22 protein-coding genes and 2 pseudogenes are annotated in these 21,134 nt (G+C 58.3%); 7 read left to right on the top strand and 17 right to left on the bottom strand.

Annotation, left to right across the window (positions count from 1 at the left end; genetic code table 11):
* The 17 genes and pseudogenes from K7A42_RS17875 to K7A42_RS17795 all read right to left on the bottom strand — a co-directional run.
* Positions 1–474, bottom strand: a pseudogene (locus tag K7A42_RS17875) (flagellar hook associated protein); the annotation flags it as partial.
* A 347-nt stretch (positions 475–821) separates the two neighbouring features.
* Entirely contained in the window at positions 822–2,165 is a 1,344-nt protein-coding gene (locus K7A42_RS17870) for a flagellin (RefSeq protein WP_037090919.1), read from the bottom strand.
* 587 nt (positions 2,166–2,752) lie between these two features.
* Positions 2,753–3,763: a flagellin gene (locus K7A42_RS17865; protein ID WP_006698203.1), complete on the bottom strand. Its 1,011-nt coding sequence runs from the start codon at positions 3,761–3,763 to the stop codon at positions 2,753–2,755.
* A 372-nt stretch (positions 3,764–4,135) separates the two neighbouring features.
* Positions 4,136–4,873 (bottom strand): flagellar type III secretion system pore protein FliP, encoded by a 738-nt coding sequence (fliP, locus tag K7A42_RS17860; RefSeq protein ID WP_004439940.1) that lies wholly within the window; start codon positions 4,871–4,873, stop codon positions 4,136–4,138.
* Positions 4,870–5,370 carry a flagellar basal body-associated FliL family protein gene (locus tag K7A42_RS17855; protein ID WP_006698201.1) on the bottom strand — a complete coding sequence of 167 codons (501 nt, stop codon included), beginning with the start codon at positions 5,368–5,370 and terminating at the stop codon, positions 4,870–4,872. The genes fliP and K7A42_RS17855 overlap by 4 nt, the downstream gene beginning before the upstream one ends.
* Positions 5,371–5,397: 27 nt before the next feature.
* A complete protein-coding gene (flgH, locus tag K7A42_RS17850; RefSeq protein WP_004439948.1) occupies positions 5,398–6,117 on the bottom strand; it encodes a flagellar basal body L-ring protein FlgH in 720 nt (239 codons plus the stop codon).
* The gene (locus K7A42_RS17845; RefSeq protein ID WP_004439951.1) at positions 6,114–6,650 is read right to left on the bottom strand and encodes a MotE family protein; all 537 of its coding nucleotides are present in this window, start codon (positions 6,648–6,650) and stop codon (positions 6,114–6,116) included. The genes flgH and K7A42_RS17845 overlap by 4 nt, the downstream gene beginning before the upstream one ends.
* Positions 6,647–7,702, bottom strand: a pseudogene (locus tag K7A42_RS17840) (flagellar basal body P-ring protein FlgI); the annotation flags it as partial. The pseudogene K7A42_RS17840 and the gene K7A42_RS17845, both read right to left, overlap by 4 nt.
* A 62-nt stretch (positions 7,703–7,764) precedes the next feature.
* Positions 7,765–8,253: a flagellar basal body P-ring formation chaperone FlgA gene (gene flgA, locus K7A42_RS17835; protein ID WP_004439958.1), complete on the bottom strand. Its 489-nt coding sequence runs from the start codon at positions 8,251–8,253 to the stop codon at positions 7,765–7,767.
* Positions 8,254–8,273: 20 nt separating this feature from the next.
* Entirely contained in the window at positions 8,274–9,062 is a 789-nt protein-coding gene (gene flgG / locus K7A42_RS17830) for a flagellar basal-body rod protein FlgG (protein WP_003503427.1), read from the bottom strand.
* An 18-nt stretch (positions 9,063–9,080) separates the two neighbouring features.
* Positions 9,081–9,416: a flagellar hook-basal body complex protein FliE gene (locus tag K7A42_RS17825; RefSeq protein ID WP_022555613.1), complete on the bottom strand. Its 336-nt coding sequence runs from the start codon at positions 9,414–9,416 to the stop codon at positions 9,081–9,083.
* Positions 9,413–9,832 carry a flagellar basal body rod protein FlgC gene (gene flgC / locus K7A42_RS17820; protein ID WP_004439964.1) on the bottom strand — a complete coding sequence of 140 codons (420 nt, stop codon included), beginning with the start codon at positions 9,830–9,832 and terminating at the stop codon, positions 9,413–9,415. Before flgC ends, K7A42_RS17825 begins: the two co-directional genes overlap by 4 nt.
* A gap of 3 nt (positions 9,833–9,835) precedes the next feature.
* Positions 9,836–10,228 carry a flagellar basal body rod protein FlgB gene (gene flgB / locus K7A42_RS17815; protein ID WP_004439967.1) on the bottom strand — a complete coding sequence of 131 codons (393 nt, stop codon included), beginning with the start codon at positions 10,226–10,228 and terminating at the stop codon, positions 9,836–9,838.
* A 170-nt stretch (positions 10,229–10,398) separates the two neighbouring features.
* Positions 10,399–10,923: a hypothetical protein gene (locus K7A42_RS17810; protein ID WP_373969202.1), complete on the bottom strand. Its 525-nt coding sequence runs from the start codon at positions 10,921–10,923 to the stop codon at positions 10,399–10,401.
* 41 nt (positions 10,924–10,964) lie between these two features.
* A complete protein-coding gene (fliI, locus tag K7A42_RS17805) occupies positions 10,965–12,371 on the bottom strand; it encodes a flagellar protein export ATPase FliI (protein ID WP_282455652.1) in 1,407 nt (468 codons plus the stop codon).
* Between the two features lie 11 nt (positions 12,372–12,382).
* The gene (gene flgF, locus K7A42_RS17800) at positions 12,383–13,117 is read right to left on the bottom strand and encodes a flagellar basal-body rod protein FlgF (protein ID WP_004439975.1); all 735 of its coding nucleotides are present in this window, start codon (positions 13,115–13,117) and stop codon (positions 12,383–12,385) included.
* Between the two features lies 1 nt (position 13,118).
* Entirely contained in the window at positions 13,119–13,898 is a 780-nt protein-coding gene (locus tag K7A42_RS17795; protein ID WP_045532749.1) for a DUF1217 domain-containing protein, read from the bottom strand.
* A 185-nt stretch (positions 13,899–14,083) separates the two neighbouring features.
* On the opposite strand from K7A42_RS17795, the gene motA reads away from it, so the two are divergent.
* The 7 genes from motA (at position 14,084) to K7A42_RS17760 (ending at position 20,861) form a co-directional block, all read left to right on the top strand.
* Complete coding sequence (gene motA / locus K7A42_RS17790) at positions 14,084–14,956, top strand: flagellar motor stator protein MotA (RefSeq protein WP_004439982.1); 873 nt, start codon at positions 14,084–14,086, stop codon at positions 14,954–14,956.
* Positions 14,953–15,912: a FliM/FliN family flagellar motor switch protein gene (locus K7A42_RS17785; RefSeq protein WP_022555618.1), complete on the top strand. Its 960-nt coding sequence runs from the start codon at positions 14,953–14,955 to the stop codon at positions 15,910–15,912. The genes motA and K7A42_RS17785 overlap by 4 nt, the downstream gene beginning before the upstream one ends.
* 64 nt (positions 15,913–15,976) lie before the next feature.
* Positions 15,977–16,516, top strand: a complete 540-nt coding sequence (gene fliN / locus K7A42_RS17780; protein ID WP_282455651.1) for a flagellar motor switch protein FliN — start codon at positions 15,977–15,979, stop codon at positions 16,514–16,516.
* Between the two features lie 27 nt (positions 16,517–16,543).
* Positions 16,544–17,587, top strand: coding sequence for a flagellar motor switch protein FliG (fliG, locus tag K7A42_RS17775; RefSeq protein ID WP_004439994.1), 1,044 nt, complete (start codon positions 16,544–16,546; stop codon positions 17,585–17,587).
* 126 nt (positions 17,588–17,713) lie between these two features.
* Positions 17,714–18,796, top strand: a complete 1,083-nt coding sequence (gene flhB / locus K7A42_RS17770; RefSeq protein ID WP_006698195.1) for a flagellar biosynthesis protein FlhB — start codon at positions 17,714–17,716, stop codon at positions 18,794–18,796.
* 5 nt (positions 18,797–18,801) lie between these two features.
* A complete protein-coding gene (locus K7A42_RS17765; RefSeq protein WP_112636815.1) occupies positions 18,802–19,239 on the top strand; it encodes a hypothetical protein in 438 nt (145 codons plus the stop codon).
* Between the two features lie 305 nt (positions 19,240–19,544).
* Positions 19,545–20,861 (top strand): flagellin, encoded by a 1,317-nt coding sequence (locus K7A42_RS17760; RefSeq protein WP_037090909.1) that lies wholly within the window; start codon positions 19,545–19,547, stop codon positions 20,859–20,861.
* Positions 20,862–21,134: the final 273 nt, after the last annotated feature.

Here is a 21,134-nt window from a genome sequence, read left to right as displayed (position 1 = left end):
GCGGATGAAGGAGCCGACGACCGCCTTGGTGATGTCGGAGAGGTTGCCCGTGCCATCGCTGATCTTGGCCTGCAGCCAGTTCTCACCGGAGAAGGAGGAGGAGCTGGAGATGGACTTCAGCTGGTCCTGCAGCTGGGAGATCTCTTCCTGGATCTTGGTCCGGTCGACGCCTGCTTCGCGGGCGGCCACCAGCTTGTTCTTGATCTGCTTGACGACCTCGATCGAGGATTCCATGCCGGAATAGGCGGTGTCGACCTTGGCGGCGCCGAGGCCGAGGGCGTCCTGAACGGCGGAAAGGGCGCCATTATCCGAACGCATCGTGGTCGCGATGGACCAGTAAGCGGCATTGTTGGAAGCTTCCCGGACGCGCTGGCCGGAGGATACGCGGTCCTGCGTGGCTTCCATGCTTTGGCCGATGGAGCGCAGGGTCTGGAGTGCAGACATGGCTGCGATGTTTGTCAAAATGCTCGTCATAATAAATTGCCCCTTGAATGGCTGATTAGAAAAGGGACATTCCGGCTCACCGGGAGCGGCGCACAGCATCATGCCTGCTAACTGGCTGATTTTAAAAGGTTAGCTCACCGCTTCGATGGCTCTAGCTAACTGCCTTATGGTTAACAAATACTTAAAGTAGTAAAAATCTCGTGATAAAATTTATACGTGCATACTATCTAAAAAACTGAAACGTAATATTTGCCATCCGCGTCGGACGGGCTGCCTTGAGCGGCCTTCACGATCATCGGTTTGAAACGCGGGCGATAAAACGAAAAAAAACCGCGCCCTTTCGGGCGCGGTTCGCATTTGGCGATTGAGTGTCGGAATTAACGGAAGAGCGAGAGAATGCTCTGGGAGTCGTTGTTGGCGATCGACAGGGCCTGCACAGCAAGCTGCTGCTGGGTCTGAAGAGCCTTGAGGCGAGTCGATTCTTCGTTCATTTCCGCGTCCACCAGACGGCCAACGCCCTTGTCGAGCGAGTCGGTCAGCTTGTTAACGAAGTTTTCCTGCAGTTCAATGCGCATCTTGACCGAGCCGAGGTCGGCGGCGGCGGATGTCATGCTCTGGAGCTGCTTGTCGACGAAGGAAACCATCGCGTCGAGATACTGGTTTTCCGAGACTGCCGAGCCGTCACTGTTCTTGAACGTGCCGGTCAGGTCCTTGGTGATGTCCAGCGACGTCAGCGAGTAGGTGAGCTGCGTTGCGAGCTGGGCGTCAGCGCCTTCTTCCAGGTAGATCTTGGTGGTGCCGTCGAGGCCCACGGCAATGCTGGTCTTGGTTGCCGGAGCTGTCGGCGCAGTCGTGTTGATTTTCACGTACTGGTCGTTGCCAAGATTGAAGTAGGTGCCGTTGACGTTGGGGACCGTCGTGTCGGCGTTAGCGATCGTGACGATACCCGTTGCGGCGGCGGTGGTGAAGGTGACGGCGGTACCGGCAGTTGCTTCCTTCAGGCCCTTCAGCTGAGCTTCGGTGTAAACCTTGGCTGCGGCAACCTTGGTTACCGGCTGTGCGGCGCCAGCGCCGTCCGAGTCATTGGTGATTTCGAACAGCTTGTAGCTGCCGGTGGAAGAAAAGTAGGCAAAGGAGTCGAGAACGCCCTGCTTGTCTTTTGCAGCGCCCGAAGACGTGTCGAACAGTACCGTGTTGCGGCTCAGGTCAACGTTAACGGTCTTCACGGAGACGTTACCGGCGGCATCGCGAATGAAGGAACCAACGATCTGCTTGGTGACGTTCTTCAGTTCGCCGGCACCGTTGCTGATGGTTGCCTGCAACCAGTTTTCACCGGAGAAGGAAGAGGAGCTGGAGATCGACTTCAGCTGATCCTGAAGCTGCGAGATTTCTTCCTGGATCTTCGACTTGTCTACGCCGGGTTCGCGAGCAGCGACCAGCTTGTTCTTGATTTCCTTAACGACGTCAATGGACGATTCCATACCGGAATAGGCGGTATCAACCTTGGCAGCGCCGAGGCCGAGGGCATCCTGCACGGCAGAAAGGGCGCCGTTATCGGAACGCATCGTGGTCGCGATCGACCAGTAAGCAGCGTTATCGGAAGCTTCGCCGACGCGCTGGCCGGAGGAAACGCGGTCCTGCGTCGTTTCCATGTTCTGGCCGATAGAACGCAGGGTCTGGAGTGCAGACATGGCTGCGACGTTAGTGAGAATGCTCGTCATGGTAGATTTGCCCCTTGAATGGCTGATTAGAAAAGGGACATTCCGGACTCACCGGGAACGGCGCACAGCATCATGCCTGCTAACCGGCTGATTTTTAAAGGTTAGCTCACCGTTTCGATGGCTTTAGCTAACCTTTATATAGTTAATGAACACCTAAGGATTTTCTAAAAAATGCATTCCGAAGATTTGTTTTGCAACCCTTACGCGTGCGCGCGCGTATTCTGAAATGTTTAAAAAAAAATGAAGCCGCACCCGTTGCCGGATGCGGCTTTGTCGACAGGTGGTGTGCTCGGGTCAGCCTCCCTTGCACTCGCCCCATTCACGCGATCGCGAGACGGTCAGCCCCCGCTTGCAATCGCGTCATTCATGTCATTCTGGTCGCGGCTATCCGCTGTCCATGGGTAAAATCTGACAGCCGGTGCTTTCCAAATCACTAATTTAGATGAGTACCAAAGCCCTTGCTGGGATCGTGGTAAATCCTTCGAAAATAAGGATGGTAAACAAATTCTGCCGGGGACTTGGCAGTATGCAACAAACAAAACCGCGCCCTTTCGGGCGCGGCTTGCATTTCGTCATTTACGATCCGATTAACGGAAGAGCGACAGGATGTTCTGCGAGTCGCTGTTGGCGATCGAGAGAGCCTGGATTGCCAGCTGCTGCTGTGTCTGCAGAGCCTTGAGGCGGGTGGACTCTTCGTTCATGTCGGCGTCGACCAGGCGGCCGATACCCTTTTCCATCGTGTCGGACAGCTTGGTAACGAAGTCTTCCTGCATGGAGATGCGGTTGGAGACTGCACCCAGATCAGCAGCGGCGCTGTTGAGGGTTTCAAGCTGCTTGTCGACGTGGCTGATGAGCTTGTCGAGGATGTCGTTGTCCGTGGCAGCGGCGGTGCCGAGCATCGTGGCGCCAGCGCCCTTGTAGATCGACAGGTCCGAAATATCGAGGTTCGAAATGGACTGCTTTACACCGTCTGCGACTGCAGCCTTGTCGAGGATGCCCGTGCCCTTGCCGTCCGTTACAGCGCCGGTGTCGAACAGAACGTTCGAGCCGCTGAGCTGCACGTCAACGCGCTGAACCTTGACGGCGCCAGCGGAGTCACGGGTGAAGGATGCGACAACCTGCTTCTTCAGGTTTGCGATAGCCGCGTCGTCGGTGCCGGCAGCGAACGCTACGCCATCGTTGGACGCCTTGGTCTTCAGCCAGTTTTCGCCGTTGAAGGTTGCGGAGTCGGCGATGGAGGTCAGCTGCTTCTGGAGCTGGCCGATTTCCTTCTGGATCTTTTTCTTGTCGGCGGTCGGGTCCTGGGCAAGGATGAGCTTGTCCTTGATTTCCTGAACGACCTTGATGGTGGCTTCCATGCCCGCATAGGCAGTGTCGACCTTGGCGGCGCCAATGCCGAGAGCGTCGGAAACGGTGGAAAGGGCGGAATTGTCCGAACGCATGGTCGTTGCGATGGACCAGTAAGCAGCGTTGTCGGCGGCGGAGCTTACCTTCTGGCCGGTCGAGATGCGGCCCTGCGTCGTTTCCATGTTCTGGCCGATAGAGCGCAGGGTCTGGAGTGCAGCCATAGAGGAGGCGTTGGTGAGAATGCTTGCCATAGTATTTGTCCCTTGTGTTTACGAGATACTGGAGTTGGGGACATTCCGGACTGTGTATTACCGGTCACAACGTTTCGGCTTCATGCCACTCGGTTCAGAATTACTTGCTTCTGGAAACCAAACCCGCTGTGTGTGAGGCGAATTTCGCAGTCAAAACTTGCATAATTATTAATTTACGAATGAAGAAATATTAGAAAATACATATGGTTACTGGTTTGTTTCTATGAAAGGTAAGTTTTTAATTTAAAATTATAGTTATTCATCCGCTAGCGAAGCTGGTAACCAAAGTCTTAAAACGCCAAAACCCCGCGGCCTTGGGCACGCGGGGTTAAGAAACAGGGTTAATGGGTGTCAGTTCGGCACGAATGCCCGTCAGTTGAACGATCTGACGAGGCTGCCGACAAGCAGGTTCCAGCCGTCGATCAGCACGAAAAACAGGATCTTGAAGGGCAGGGAGATGGAAGTCGGCGGCAGCATCATCATGCCCATGGCCATGGTGATGGTGGCGACGATCAGATCAATGACCAGGAACGGCAGGATGATAAGGAAACCGATCTCGAAACCGCGCCGGATTTCCGACAGCATGAAGGCCGGAACCAGAACTCGATAATCGACGACGTTGTCGGTCATCACTTCCTGGCCGCGTTCGCGGGCAATATCCACGAACAGCTTCAGATCCTTGTCACGCGTATTGGCGTTCATGAAGGTGCGAAAGGGCTCGGCGATGCGCTGCACGGCCTGCTGCTCGTTGATCTGGTTCTGCAACAGCGGTTGCACGCCATCGGTCCAGGCTTTGTCGAAGGTGGGCGACATGACGTAGAAGGTCATGAACATCGCCATCGACAGAAGGATCATGTTCGACGGCGTGGAAGCGAGCCCCATGCCGGAGCGCAGGATAGAGAAAGCGATCACGAAGCGCGGAAAGCTCGTGACCATGATCAGGATGCCGGGCGCGACGGAAAGAACCGTCAAAAGGCCGAAGGTGCGGATGATCCATGCCGCGACAGACCCGTCTATCTGCGTGTTGAACAGATCGGACGGAAATTGCTGGGCATTGGCAAGGCCCGGCAAAGCGAGGAGGACGGCGATGGTTACAAGAAATCGAATCATTCGATGACAAAGGTCCGGAACATGACCTTGGATACGCGCCCTTGAGAGCGCAGGTCAACTCGTTCCTGAATGTCATCCTTAAGATATTGAAAGCCGCGCGGCCCTTCCAGCTGCTGAAGGGAAACGGTGCGGACATAGGCCATGATATCCTGATGGATATCCTCGGCCAGTCCGACTTCCACCGGCCCCTTGAACATCAGCGCCACCTCCAGCCGCACCCAGTTCGTCGAGGGGTAGGCGAGATTGGTGGTGATGGGATCGAGCTGGACGATGCCGTTCGGTTCGGCCGCGATTTTCTCGACACCCTCTTCCTTCTTTTCGCCATGACCACCGGCCGCAGCGGTGGCATGGGCCTCGGTTGCGGCAATCTTCGGTGCGATCATACCGCCGACGAGCCAGCCTCCGCCCACGCCGAGTAGGGTGAGGATCACAACACCTGCGATGGTCATGATCAGAGGGGAGGATTTCTTCTTGCCCTCTGCCTGTTCGTTTTCCATGGATCAGTCCGTTCCCCGTGTGCGGCGTCAGAGCGGCGAGAACAGGTCGACGACCTGCTGCCCGACCGGAGGCTGCTGCACTTCCGTCAGACGGCCGCGACCGCCGTAGGAGATGCGCGCTTCGGCAATGCGCTCGTAGGAGATCATGTTCTGAGCATCCACATCCTGCGGCCGGACGATACCGCCAACGTTGAGGATGCGGATTTCATGGTTCACGCGCACTTCCTGCGAGCCGCTGATGATGAGGTTGCCGTTTTCGAGAATACCCGTCACGACGGCGGCCACGAGCAGCGTCAGCTTTTCAGACCGCTTGGTCTTGCCCTTGGCCTGGGTATCGGTGTCGGAGCCGTATTTGATGTTGGAATCCGCGTCCGGCGTCCAGCCAAGTATCTGGGCTTTGGCCTTCCAGTTCAAGCCGCTGGAGTTGGTGCGGTTACGCTCGGTTTCGTTGTCGAAATCGGCCTTGTCGTTGATCTGGATGTTGACGGTCAGGATGTCGCCGATGTTCAGCGCGCGCAGGTCTTTGAAAAGTGCGCCCTGGCTGTCGCTCCACAGTGAATAGCCGCTTGCCATGTGTTTCGGCTGCTTGGGATACATGCCCATCTGCGGTGTCTGGCTGAATTGCAGACCGCTGCCGATCGGGCTCATCGCCGGTGCGTTACCGATTTCCTTCAGGGTCTGGTTGTTCTGGCAGCCTGCCAGGAGAGCGAGCGGCAGGAGGAGGGCCGGAAGACGACGCGTGCTCATGAAGGATCCTTCGAAGTGTTTTTGTCGATTGCCTGCGACATGATGCCGGCGACGGTGGCAGCTTTCTGCGCGTCCATCTCGCTGAGGATGAGCCCGGATTGACGCGGCGGCAGCTGCATGATGATGGCAGCAGCAATCTCCACATGCATCTTCTCGAGCTGCGGTGCGGCGGCATCCGCCTTCATCGTCTTGTAGATGTCGACGAGGTTGCTTTTGGCCTGGTTGAGGAAATGTTCGCGGCGCGCCAGCCAGTCTTCATATTCAGCCTTGCGGTTTTCCAGCACGGAAATGCGCTCGTTTACGTCGGACTGGAGCTTCTCGAGCTCCTGCTTCTGCATCAGGTAACGCTGATCCCGGGCCGCATCGGCAATGTTGGTGCAGAATTTCTGGATTTCATCCTGCGTGCTGAGTTCTGAAACCACGTTCTGCTGGCTCTCCGCGCCGGCGGCCGGCAGCAGGAACAGCAGCGACGCGACCGCCGCGAAGCGGACGAGGCCATTCGAAAGCGGATTTTTGGTCTGACGTTCCATCATTGCAGCACAAGCTCCGCCTGAAGGGCGCCGGCGGATTTGATGCCTTGCAGGATGGCGATGATACCATCCGCCTTGAGCCCGATGCTGTTGAGACCGGCAACCAGCGTGCGAAGGTCAGGTCCTTCGACGATGGCGACCTTGCTGCCTTCCTGCATGGCCATGATATCCGTCTGTGGCTGCACCGCCGTTTGGCCGCGCGAGAAGGGTGCCGGCTGAATGACCTGCGGTGATTCGGTCACCTGCACGGTCAGCGTGCCGTAGCTGACGGCGACGCGCGAAATCCGCACATCCGCACCGATGACGATCGTGCCGGTGCGTTCGTTGATGACGACCTTGGCCGGGGTATCCGTCTCGACGGTCAGGTTTTCGATTTCCGCCATCAGCCGGGTGAGATCCGCGACGCGAGGCTTTTGCACCGCGATTTCCTGCGAATCGCGCGGTTCGGCGATCGGATCGCCATAGCGGGCGCGGGCAAAGGCGTTGACGACGTCTGCGACGCGCACGGCCGTCGAAAAGTCGGGGTTGCGCAGCTGAAGGACCAGATTGACCGAATCCTTGAACTTCGACGGCAGCTCCCGTTCGATGATCGCGCCGTTTGGCACGCGCGCCGACGTGGTGACACCCTGGGTCAGCGTTGCCGCATCGCCCTGCGCCGAAAAGCCGTTGACGATCAGTGCGCCCTGCGCGACCGCGTAAATCTGCCCGTCGGCGCCGGAAAGCGACGTCATGATGAGGTTGCCGCCGCGCAGCGAAGAGGCATCGCCGAGTGAGCTCACTGTCACGTCGACGCGGCTGCCGGGGCTCGCGAAGGGCGGCAGATTGGCCGTCACCATCACGGCGGCGATGTTCTTGGCATTCGACTGGCCGCCCTGCGTGGTGATGCCGAGATTCTGCAACATCGCGCGCATGGATTGCTCGGTAAACGGCGAAGAACGCAGGCTGTCGCCCGTGCCCTGCAGGCCGACCACGAGACCGTAACCGATGAGCTGGTTGTCACGCCCCGCCTGCAGCGATGCGATATCCTTGATGCGGGACGTATCCGCATGGGCTGCCGGAACGGGAAGGAAGGGCTGGGCCGAAAACAGGATGGCCGCGGCCAGGATACGAAGCACTCTCATTTCGCCATCACCTGAATGGTTCCGTCCTTCATGACCGTGCCGTTGACGATGACGCCGGAATCGATGTTGCGTACCCGTACCACTTCGCCGAGCGAGCCATCGGTCATCGGTGTTCCCGAAGCCATCAGCGTCATATTGCCGATGGTGAAGACGAGCTTGACGCTGGTGCCGCGCGTGACGAGCGAGGGTTCACGCAGGGCGGCAACGGGGATCGTGCGGCCGGGAAGCAGGGTCTGCTTGGAGATCATGCCTTCCACTTCGCTGATGTCGCTCGCGTAACCCGCGGAAATATTGGGATTGGTCACCTCCACAGGCTTCACCTGTTCGGACGTGATCGTCTCGCCCGGATAGATGGTGCGCACGGGAACCAGCGCCATTGGCGCCTGCGAGAAGGCAGGCGCGAAAGCGCCGATTGAAAAGGCAGACGCCAGGCACATACGGGCGAGCGCCCTTTTGCAGCTGTTATTTTTCCGGCCAAACCTCATGTTCGCCTGCCTTTCCGTTCTTACTTCAGGTTCTTGCTGACAATCGAAGCCATTTCGTCAGCGGTGGTGATGACCTTGGAATTCATCTCATAGGCGCGCTGCGCCGTGATGAGGTCGGTGATTTCCTTGACGGCGTCGACGTTCGAGCCTTCGAGGTAGGATTGCTTGATGTAGCCGTAGCTCGGATCGTCGGGCACGCCGATGACGGCGTCGCCGGAAGCCGGTGTCTGGGCGAAGAGGTTGTCGCCGAGCGGCTTCAGGCCGGCTTCGTTGGCGAAGTTGGCGATGGTCAGCTGGCCAAGCTCGGTGAAGTCGGCGGCGTTGCCGATACGGGCCGTCACCTGACCCGTGCGGGTAACGGTGATGTCCTGCGCGTCGGTCGGGATATTGATATTCGGAATGACGTTATAGCCATCCACCGTCACGAGATTACCATCGGCGTTCTTGTTAAAGGCGCCGGCGCGGCTGTAGAGCGTCGAACCATCGGCCGCCTCGATCTGGAACCAGCCCTGACCGATGATCGCGACGTCGAGCTTGTTGCCGGTCTCGATCAGGTTGCCCTGGGTGTGGATGTTGCGCACGGCCGAGGTCTGCACGCCGAGGCCAATATTGGCGCCCTCGGGCACGATCGCCTGGTTGGCGCGGTTTGGCACACCCTGCATGCGCTCGGTCTGATAGAGAAGATCGGTGAACTCCGCCCGCGCGCGCTTGTAACCGGTGGTGTTGATGTTGGCGATGTTGTTGGCGATGACTTCCAGATTGGTCTGCTGGGCGTCCATACCGGTGGCAGCGATGGCAAGAGCTCTCATGTCAATATTCCTGCTGGGCTAGATCTGCATCTTGGTAATGTCGAGATAGGCCGACACGATCTTGTCTCGGAGCGCGATGGCGGTTTGCAGCGACTGCTCGGCCGAAAGCATGGCATCGACGACTTCACGCGTATTCGCCTTACCCTGAATGCCTTCAAAAGAAGCGACTTCGGCCTTCTTGAGGTTGTTCATCGCGTCAACGGAAACATTGCCGAGAACGCTTGCGAAGCTCTGGCCGGTCTGCTGCGCTGGTGTCGTCTTCTCGCTGCCGAAAATATTGTCGGTGAGCGAGGAAACGCTGCCGGCGCCGCGCGTCAGCGAGAGGGAGCCGAGTTGTTTGATGCCGTCGATCATTGCGATGCCTTCAGAAGGTCGATGGTGGAGGCGACGAGGTCGCGTGTCTGGCGGATGACCTGAAGATTGGCGTCGTAGCTGCGGTTTGCTTCGCGCATGTCTGCCATTTCGATCAGGATGTTGACGTTCGGCATCTTCACCATGCCGTTTGCGTCGGCGGCCGGATTGCCGGGGTCGTATTCGTTGATGAAGTCGCCGCGATCGACGCCGAGCTTTTTCACCGTCACGCGCTCGACGCCGCTGACACGGTCGAGTTCCGAACCGAAGGTGACTGTCTTGCGGCGATAGGGGTCCGCGCCTGGTGTGTCACCCGTCGATCTGGCATTGGCGATGTTTTCAGACACGATGCGCAGTCGGGTGGACTGCACTTCCAGGCCGCTGCCGGCGATCTTGCTCGCCGCACTCAAGGGATCCATGGCTTACCTCTTAACCGTCATCAGCATCATGCGATGGAAGGATTTGACGAGATTGGCATTCAGCTCGTACTGCCGCTTGATCTCGCCGGTCTTGGTCATTTCTTCCGCAAGCGCGACCGAATTGCCCGATTCCTGCATGCCGATCTCGTTGTTGACCGGGTTGTCGCGCACCGCGATATTGTCGCTGAGTGTGCTCTCGCCGAAGTGGGCAGGGTTGGTCCTCGCCATGCCGACCTGCTGGCTGGTGGCCTGCATGACCGCTTCGAATGGGCTGACATCCTTGGCGTGGAACTTGGGTGTGTTGGCGTTGGCGATGTTGGTCGCCACGACTTCCTGCCGCACGCTCAGCCATTCCGCTTGGCGGGATGCCAGTTCGAACAGTTGAATCGGTTGCATAGACTTCTCCATCTCGTATGCCCCGAACCTACGGGGCTAATCTTGCGTCAGACTTGCGGAGAAGACGAAGGGGTGCGACGACGGGAAAAGGCGCATGGATGCGCGGCCTGCACAAAGAAAAAAGGCGCGCCAGCAGATGCCGCGCGCCTTTTGATCGGAAGAAATTTCTTTTATTTTTCGGGGTGATAGGTTTTTCCAGAGGATGTCTCTATCAACCACTCGCCGTTGCGTTGCTCGATCTTCGTCAGCAGCGCATTATCAGGCAGGGTTGAGCCGACCCTCACCATATACATGCCCGAACCGTCTTCGATCAGGGCGCGGCCGTTGGAAACATGCAGCAGACGGAAGGCGGTCTGGCCAGGGAAGGGCTGATCCTCGACCCCGGCTGCGAGATTGTTCTGTTTTTCCTTACCGCCTGCGTTCACGGTCGCCGTCGTCAGCATGTCGGGCAGTTCGGCCGGCGGTGGGGTGTCTTCCTTGTTGCGATTGGTCATCGCCATCGGAGAAACACTGAAGACTTCCCGCGGGCCGGTATGGGGCAGATCGCGGGTGCGGTCGCCGCCAGCCACCTTCATGCCGAATTTTTCCTCGTTGAAGAACACGTACCAGGGGAAGAAGGCCGCTGCAGCGGCAAGCGTGATGCCTGTCCATGCCAGAATACGGTCGGGTGTGAAGAAAACGGGCTTGGGCAGCACGCCTTCATCGTAGCTATCGTTATTCCGCTTTTTCTTCACGGTCAGCCTCTCATTCTCGGGGTTACCTGCGGCTGGCCGTTCTGCGCGCCGCCGCGCAATGCGGTCGCAAGGTCAGCATAGGCATCCTGTGTCGCCGGTTCGTTCGGCAGCTGTTTCAGCGTTTCATAGATGATCGGAACCTGCTTCACCGCCATGTCGAGGTCTGGGTCGGTGCCCGGCCGGTAACCGCCGATGAGGCGAAGATCCCGCGTTTCCTCGAAGCGATGCACCAGCGCCTTGAGGCGTGACACCAGCTTTTCCTGATCCGGCGTCCATGCTTTCTTGGCGAGACGCGAGATCGAGGCGAGCGGATTGATCGGCGGGTAGCGGCCTTCTTCTGCAAGGCTGCGGTCGAGCACAATGTGACCATCGAGAATACCGCGGGTCGAATCGGCGATCGGATCGTTATGATTGTCTCCATCCACCAGAATGGAAACGATGGCGGTGATGGTGCCGGTGCCTTCGGCGCCCGGTCCCGCGCGCTCCAGAAGACGCGGCAGCTCGGTGAAGACGGAGGCGGGGTAACCGCGCGCCACCGGCGGTTCACCCGAAGCAACGGCCACTTCGCGGATCGCATGGGCAAATCGCGTCACGCTGTCAATGATGAGGAGGACATTGTCGCCCTGATCGCGGAAATGCTCTGCAATGGTGACGGCGGAAAGTGGCGCCATCTTGCGCAGCATCGGGCTTTCATCGCTCGTCGCGACAACGGCGATGGACTTGCTCATGTTCTCGCCCATCGTGTCTTCGATGAATTCGCGCACTTCACGTCCGCGCTCGCCGACCAGTGCAATCACCACCTTGTCGAAGGCGTCAGCCTTTGCAAGCATGGACAGCAGCGTGGATTTGCCGACGCCCGAGCCGGCGAAAATGCCAAGGCGCTGGCCGAGACACAGCGGCGAAAAAATATCGATTGCCCGCACCCCGGTCTTGAACGGGGTCTCCACCCTCTTGCGGGTCATTGAGGGTGGCGCATTGTTGGAAATCGAACGGCGTTCAAGGCCCGCGGCAAGCGGTCCATGGCCGTCGATAGGTTCGCCAAGCGCATTGATGGTGCGTCCGCACCAGCTATCATCAGGCGCGACACGGAAGGCGCCCTTGCGGATGACGGTATCGTGAATGCCGATCGGTTCGCCCGGCTCGATAGGGCACACGTAGCAGATATCCGGCTCAACGCGCACCACTTCGCCGAGATGGATGCCGGTCGGGCTGCGATGGGCAACAAACTCGCCAAGCCGCACATGCCGGGACAGGCCGGACACGGTATAGTGCCCGGCTGCGATGGTGCGAACGTGGCCGCCCGGCGCCACCGAAAATTCCGGATCGGCATAATGTCCGGCAAGGCCGGCCAGTTGGGCGAGCTTCGGTGAAATGGCTTCAGCCGAAAGCATGGATACCGGCATTGTCATCGGTCAATTCCTCAGCGCGCGCCACCAAGCGTCTTGATGCCCTCACCGAACGTCGATTCGGTATCGCGCATCAGAGAGGAGATGCTTTCGAAGGCACGGTTGACCTGGATGAGCTGCGTCATCTGGGAAATCCCGTTGACGTTCGACTGTTCGAGATAACCCTGAACGACGCCGACCTCGTGATTGTTGACGACGGGGACCGGTTGGGCCACGGGCTTCACGCCGCTATTGGGGTGGCGCAGGAAACCTTGCGAAAAATCCGCCTGGAAGATGCCAAGCGTGGCGACGATGTTTTCGTTCTGCCTGATGGCTCCGTCAAGACCCACGGTAATCGGGCCGCCATTCGGATTGAGCTGGATCGGGCCGCCGCCGGCGTCGAGGACCGGGTAACCGCTGGAGGAAATGAGCGCGCCGTCCGGCCGCATGGTGAAGCGGCCGTCACGGGTCAGAATCTGACCGTCGGGCGTATCCAGCGAGAACCAGGCATCGCCCTTGATGGCGAAATCGAAGGAATTGCCGGTCTGCTCGAAAGCGCCCTGGCGCGTGGAGAGATAGTCGTTGCCCTGGGACACGAAGGCGATCTTGGCATTCATGTCATTATGGTTCTTGGCGACCATTTCGTCGAATTTCACTTCGGAACCGCGGAAGCCGACCGTGTTCACATTCGCCATATTGTCGGAAATGGTGGTAAGACGACGCTCCAGCGCGATCTGCGAGGACAGGGCGACGTATAGTCCGGATTGCATATCATTTGCCTCCGAGTTTCAGGGAGTTGATGGATATCAGCAGATCGGCCGAGATACCGTAGCCGCTGGAGGAGCCGAAGACGGCGAGGGGATCGTAGGTCGTCGAGGGGTTTTGCATTTCCCACATGATGGTGAAACGCTCCAGCAGCTTGCCGACCTTTTCAGGATCCTGCAGGTCCTTGACATCGATGGTTTTTTCGATGAGGGCGGCCTGTTTCTCGACATCTGCCCCGGCGAATTCGTCGGGCAGGTTATAGGCCGTGCGAAACACCTGCGCGAGCGCATCGTCGGCCAGAAAGTCGAGGCCGGATTTGATCGTCGGCGCCTTGCGCTCGAAATAAAGGGCGAGACGAACACCGTTATTGTCGTCGCCCGCTTCCTGTTCCAGCGTCTGCCGGGTGTATTTGGTAATGACGCCCGACTGGGCTGCATCGACCGAAGTCGCCGCCGCACCCAGATCCGCGAAATTCAGCGATTTCGCGAAATCCGCGTAACGGCTGTCAGAAAGCTTGTTGGCGAAGGCATTCTTGTCGGTCGTGCCTTCTGTCAGGACCTTGCGGATGAAGGCTTTTGCATAGGCCATATCCTCAAGCCCGTGCGCCTTGAGCGCGTAATTGTAAAGGCGGGTATCCGCCATGAAATCGTCTATGGATTTCACGTCGCCGATCTTTGCGCGGTAATATTCGGTCTCACGCGCCACGTCCGGCTGCTTCGACACCCGCTCAAGCGACTTGCCGATATCCTGACTGATCAGTCTGTAGCTGGTGTAGGTGGAAGTCACTGAACCGCCGCTCTCGTTTGATCCCGATCTCAAGGCGCACGTCCGCCTTTGCCGGCATAGTGCCGCGGCTTGCTTGTGCGAAACTGGCTGGAGGCTGAAGCGCGGAGAGGCTTTGCGGACAGGTTCACGCAAGCCACATTTTTTAGACATGGCGGCATGGAACACTGTTCGGGCGTGGTCGATCAATGAATATTGTAATTGGACTTATAATCACCTTCGGCTGCATCATCGGCGGCTACATGGCGATGGGCGGTCATCTGGACGTGCTGATTCAGCCGTTCGAATTGATGATCATCGGCGGCGCCGGTCTCGGCGGCTTCATCATGGCGAACCCGATGAAGGTCGTGAAGGATTCGGGCAAGGCGCTCGGCGAGGCCTTCAAGCACTCGGTTCCGAAGGAGCGCAACTATCTCGATGTGCTCGGCGTGCTTTATTCGCTGATGCGAGACCTGCGCACGAAATCGCGCAACGAGATCGAGGCCCATATCGACAATCCCGAGGAATCCTCGATCTTCCAGAGCGCGCCATCGGTTCTGAAGAACAAGGAACTGACCTCGTTCATTTGTGACTATGTCCGCCTCATCATCATCGGCAATGCCCGCAGCCACGAAATCGAGGCGCTGATGGATGAAGAAATCGAGACCATCCTCCACGACAAGCTGAAGCCTTACCACGCGATCACCACCATGGGCGATTCCTTCCCTGCCATCGGTATTGTCGCAGCGGTTCTCGGCGTCATCAAGGCGATGGGCAAGATCAATGAATCGCCTGAAGTGCTGGGCGGCCTCATCGGCGCCGCCCTGGTCGGCACCATGCTCGGTATCATCCTGTCCTATTCGATCTGCAATCCGCTCGCCTCGCAGGTCAAGATCGTCCGCACCAAGCAGCATCGCCTCTACATCATCGTCAAGCAGACGCTGATCGCCTACATGAACGGTTCGGTGCCGCAGGTCGCGCTTGAATATGGCCGCAAGACCATCTCCAACTACGAGCGGCCGTCCATCGACGCCGTCGAGCAGGAGATGATGAATCCCGGCGGCGAGAACAAGGCGGCATGACCATGGCAAAAGCTGCAGCGCAAAAAGCTCCCGCCATCGACACCGCCTTGCTCGCGAAACTCACCGGCGGGCTTTCCGACCGCAGGACGATCGCGAAGATCGGTTCCGATATCGGCCACCTCTACAGCGAATTCCTGCCGGATATTTTTCACAGCGAGACCGGCATTGCGATAGACGTCGAATATATCGGCTCCGAATCGGGGCTCATGACCGACCTGATCGCCAATGTCGGGCAGAATGTCGCGGTGGCCGATTGTTCCCTGCGCAACTGGTGCCCGAACTTCATGATGACGGTCGGCAATGGCTTCGTCATCGCGCTCATGGAGCGCATGCTCGGTGCAGCACCGGACAGCATCGGCGAACCCGATGAGCGCAGTCTTTCCCATATCGAGCTCGATCTGGCTGCCATGGTCCTAGGACGTATCGGCGGCGTGCTCCGTTCCGGAGTCAATGCGCCGGGCGGTTTTGAAGCGGCTATCGAGCCGCCGTTCAATTCCAATGGCAAAAGTGCCTTCGACGAGATGATTGCGGGCCTCTACGGCGTTAACATCCGCATGAAAATCGACATTGGCAAAGTGTCGTCGGAATTCTCGCTGATCATACCGCAGCGTCCGTTGCTCAAGACATCCATCGTCGCTCCCAAGGCTTCAGCGCAGGCGCTGAAGAAGCAGGAAGAGTGGATGGAGATGATCTCGGAACAGGTGAAGAGATCGCAGGTCACGCTTGAGGCGCGCATCAAGCTCGAAACGCTGACACTCCGTACGATTTCGAAGCTGGTGGCCGGTGATGTCATTCCGTTTCAGGCCCTCAACCAGGACGATATCGGCGTTGAGGTCAGTGCTAACGGTTCCAAGCTCTATAATTGCGAGTTCGGCAAGTCAGGCGACCGCTACATGGTTCGGGTCAAGAACAATGTCAGCACGGACGACGAGATCTTACGACATTTGATGGGTTAAAATCCTGCCCGACCTTTTTGGGTTTGGGCAGGCTGACGCAAGTTTCAAAGGGAATAATCAGCGCATGGCTACGAAGAAAACACCTGTGACCGATGATGCGGCGTTGCCGTCGTTTGAAGACGGCGGGGACCTCGACCAGGCTATCGGCGATCTGCGTGGCGTCCTCAAGACGGATGCGGAAGGCTCGCTCTCCGATTTTGGCGACTTCGGCGATTTCGGAAGTACGGACGAGGTTTCTACGGATACCGACCTTTCCGCCTTAGGTGGCGGAGCGGCCGATTTTGCGATGGACGATTTTGCCGCCGCCCCGCAGGTTGCGGGCGTAAAGGCACCGCTGGGCAGCGGCCTGTCCGAAAACATCGACCTGATCATGGATATCCCGATCGATGTCCAGATCGTTCTCGGCACCAGCCGAATGCTCGTCTCGGGGCTGATGAGCCTGGAGGAGGGCGCGACGATCGCACTCGACCGCAAGATCGGCGAGCCGGTCGAGATCATGGTGAATGGCCGCCGTATTGCGCGCGGTGAAATAACGGTTCTGGAAGACGACGATACGCGCTTCGGCGTAAAATTGATTGAAGTACTGAGTACGAAGAAAGCCTGATCCCTGTGGGGACGGAGAGGAAAGACCATGATGGACTTTGAAGATTTCGGTAACCCAATTGCGGGCAAGCCGTTGTCTCAGGCCGACAAGGCGGCCGCGGTGCTTCTTGCCATGGGCAAGGGCGTCGCCGGCAAGCTGCTGAAGTTTTTCACGCAGCACGAATTGCAGATGATCATTTCCTCGGCCCAGACCCTTCGCGTCATTCCTCCCGATGAACTTGCGCAGATCGTGGCCGAGTTCGAGGACCTGTTCACCGAAGGAACGGGTCTGATGGACAATGCCAAGGCAATCGAGAGCATTCTCGAAGAAGGTCTGACCCCTGAAGAAGTGGACAGCCTTCTCGGCCGCCGCGCAGCGTTCCAGGCCTATGAAGCATCGATCTGGGACCGCCTGCAGGAAGCAGAGCCGGAATTCGTCGGCAAGTTCCTGCTGCGCGAACATCCGCAGACCATTGCCTATATTCTCTCCATGCTGCCCTCGTCCTTCGGCGCCAAGGTTCTTTTGACCATTCCGGAAGAGCAGCGCGCCGATATCATGAACCGCACGGTGAACATGAAGGAGGTGAGCCCGACGGCCGCCCAGATCATCGAGAAGCGTGTGGTCAACCTCATCAACGAAATCGAAGCCGAGCGCAATGCCGGCGGTTCCACGAAGGTTGCCGACCTGATGAACGAACTGGACAAGCCGCAGGTCGATACGTTGCTCAGCTCGCTCGAGACGCTCAGCAAGGAAGCCGCAAACAAGGTCAAGCCGAAGATCTTCCTCTTCGACGACCTCATGTTCATGCCGCAGCGCAGCCGCGTCATGCTGCTGAACGATGTGTCTGCCGATGTTCTGACGATGGCGCTGCGCGGCGCCACGATGGAAATCAAGGAATGTGTGCTTTCCAGCATCAGCCCGCGCCAGCGCCGCATGATCGAATCGGACCTTGCGGTGCCGCAGGCCTCGATCAACACCCGCGAAGTGGCGATTGCCCGCCGTGCCGTTGCGCAGGAGGCGATCCGGCTGGCCAATTCCGGCCAGATCCAGCTGAAGGACGCTGCCGCGGAAGAACAATCGGCTGCGGCCTGAGTGGAAGCCGGTTGATAACCGGCCCATCTGCTGCAGGCGGCCATTGCGGTGGCCAGCCCCCGGCGCTAGTTTCGGGACGACGGCCTGCCGGGATCGGCGGGCCTTTTTTTATCCCGGGAACGTGCCTTGGCAGACGATCAGGACAAGGACAGTAAAACAGAAGCCCCAACGGAGAAAAAACTCCGTGATGCGGCGGAAAAGGGCAATCTGCCCTTTTCCCGTGAAGTGCCGATCTTTGCGTCGTCACTGGCCTTTTACTGTTATCTCGTTTTCTTTCTGCCCGACGGTGCCGGCCGCATCGGCGAGACGCTGAAGGACCTGTTCGGCCAGCCCGAACAATGGGACCTCAGCACCAGGCCAGACGCCCTGTCGCTTTTGTACTTCCTCGGCACGTCCATGGCCTATCTGCTCATGCCGGCAATGATCATGTTCATCGTCTTCGGCCTCGCCTCTTCGTTTTTCCAGAACCTGCCGTCGCCGGTGCTGGAACGGGTGCGCCCGCAATGGTCCCGCGTATCGCCCGCCAAGGGTTTCACGCGCATCTATAGCAAGCAGGGTTTCGTGGAATTCGGAAAGTCCGTTTTCAAGATCATGATCGTCTCGACCATCATGTTCTTCGCTCTGCGCGGCGAGTTCTACAGCCTCATCGATCTGATGTTTTCCGATCCGCAGGTTATTTTTGTCCGGGTCGTCGAGATCGTCAAAAAGATGATGATCGTAATCCTGCTTTCGACCGCATTGCTTGCCGCCGTGGACGTTTTATGGACGCGCCATCACTGGTTCACCCAGCTGAAAATGACGAAGCATGAGGTGAAGGAAGAATACAAGCAGTCGCAGGGGGACCCGGTTGTCAAATCCCGTCAGCGATCGATTGCCCGCGACCGTGCCCGCCGCCGTATGATCAACAACGTGCCTCGCGCGACCCTCGTCATCGCCAACCCGACACACTTTGCGGTGGCGTTGCGTTACGTGCGTGAAGAAAGCGACGCGCCTGTTGTCGTTGCCAAGGGCCAGGACCTTATCGCATTGAAAATCCGCGAGATTGCGGAAGAAAATAATATCCCCGTTTTTGAGGACCCGCCGCTTGCGCGCTCCATGTTTGCGCAAGTCTCGATCGATAGTGTGATTCCACCAGCCTTTTATAAGGCTGTGGCTGAGCTTGTTCATCGGGTTTACGCCATGAAGTCATCGAAAATACGGGTTCAATAAGACCAATGAAAAAATCCGCCTATTCTGAACAGCGGGAAATGATCGTCGCAGAGGCGATCAACCCGATCGCTACAGAACTACGATTGCTAGACCCGGCCGACCTGATTTCGCTGCTCAGATTCGAGTGCTACGGCAGCATTGCCGATCTCGTGTCATCGGCTGCGGAGCTTTATTATCATCCCGGTACGATCAATTTCGGCGCCGGCGGCGAATATAAACTCGAATGGGAAGGCGCGCCGGAGATCGTTCTCGATCTCGAAATCAAACCGATGGGCGCCACGGTCTATGCACAATTGATCTTGGCCAATGAACATGCGGCGGTCGAAATCAATCATGTGTCGTTTCAGAACCCTTCGGAAAATCCCGACGAAAACACCGAGTTCCTCCGCCATAGCCTGATGGCCGCCCGATTCGTTTCGACCCACCAGGGCGAAGCGGCCTGAACCATCCGCCGAATATCCAGCCGATGACCGGTTGCGACTGCCGAAACGGCGGTCGCGACGGTTTTGCCTGATCGCTTTTTCACCCGACCTTGCCCGAAGCCTGCCACCGCGCGCAAAACCGTTATGGGAAAGCGAGGAACGCCTTGCAAATCAGCGTTGTTGTTTGGTACCTATCGAATTAACGATTTGTTAACGAACGGCAGGTCGCGGTGGATCATTTCAACCACCGCCGATGCGCATGATGCCTCTGCTCGTTTCCGGCGCAGCGCCGGATTATTTCTTACATTTTGAATTGGGTGGAACCCATGACCAGCATTATGACCAATGCGGCGGCAATGGCCGCGCTGCAAACCTTGCGCATGATCGACAAGAACCTCGAGACCACGCAGGCGCGCGTCTCCTCCGGTTACCGCGTCGAGACGGCAGCGGATAACGCGGCCTATTGGTCTATCTCCACGACCATGCGCTCGGACAATGCTGCGCTTTCGGCCGTTCAGGACGCACTTGGTCTCGGCGCCGCCAAGGTCGACACCGCCTTCGAAGCCGTGGAAAGTGCTATTGAGACGGTCAAATCGCTGAAGGCGAAGCTGGTTGCCGCTTATGGTGTGGGCAGCAACCGGACGAAGATCCAGGAAGAAATCAAGCAGCTTCAGGATCAGCTGAAGAGCATCTCCGAATCGGCGTCTTTCTCCGGCGAAAACTGGCTCCAGGCGAAGATCGGCGACGGCAAGACGCCGCCCGCGGAAGAGCCGGTCATCAAGAAGATCGTCGCTTCATTTACCCGCACCGCCGCAGGCGCAGTCGGGGTGACGACGGTCGATTATTCACTCGATTCGAGCACGGTGCTTTTCGATCTGAGCGGCGGCAAGTTCGGCATTCTCGATACCGAAGCGCGATTCCTGCGCAAGAACGAGACGATCGTGACGATGCGCACGACCGATACGCCCGCGGCACCCGCCGCTCCCACCGTCACCGACAAGGATTATGTCGTTCCGACGCTGAAAGATAGCGAAGTGGCGGCACTGGCAGGTTTTTCCGTCAAGGCGACCGGCATCTATACCAATGCCGCCAATACGGAGGGTTATTTGAAGATCGGTGATGGTGTGTGGGTAAAGCTCACCTCCACCGACCCGGCAGCGGCGGGCGCTCCGGCGACCGACAGCACGACCCCCGTCGCGACCACGACATCGCCGAGCACCAACTGGTATTACGATGTCACTGCGGCAATTGACCCCGACAATCGTAAACTCGGAATCTCCGTCTCCACGCTCGACATCAACAAGCTCACCGATCTCGCCCAGAAAATGGGAACGATGACGGGAGAGCAATATACCGAAGCCGACGTGCTGGATGCGATGATGTCCTTTGTCGACGGTCAGCTCGAAGCGATGACCAGCGCGGCGTCCAGCCTGGGCTCGCTGCAGAGCCGTATCGACATGCAGGAGAACTTCGTGTCGAGCCTGATGGACGTGATCGACAAGGGCATCGGTCGTCTTGTCGATGCTGACATGAACGAGGAATCGACCAAGCTGAAGGCGCTCCAGACACAGCAGCAGCTCGGTATCCAGTCACTCTCCATCGCCAACGCCAACGCAGAAAATATTCTCCAGCTCTTCAAGTAATGGAGCTTCCTCGCATGGGCATGCGCGGAAACGTGGCGCAGACGTGCTGAACAGTTCCGCCTTCATCCTCGCACAAGTTTGAACACCTAACGTCGGGGCAATATGGGGGCGGATCGCATGGCGCGGTCCTCCGGCAATCATGGAAGAGACGGGCAGGGTAGCAAGGATGACGGTGGTGCCGCCAAACGGCTTAGAGCATTTCCAGGAAAAGCGGACCTCGGTTTTCCGCCCGGAAATGCGACGGAACGTTCCAGATCGCAGGCAGCGAAACAT

It is taken from the genome of Agrobacterium sp. InxBP2, from assembly GCF_026191755.1.
Taxonomy (GTDB): domain Bacteria; phylum Pseudomonadota; class Alphaproteobacteria; order Rhizobiales; family Rhizobiaceae; genus Agrobacterium; species Agrobacterium pusense.
The sequence above is the reverse complement of the archived record's forward strand: the minus strand, read 5'-3'. Positions and strand labels throughout refer to the sequence as shown.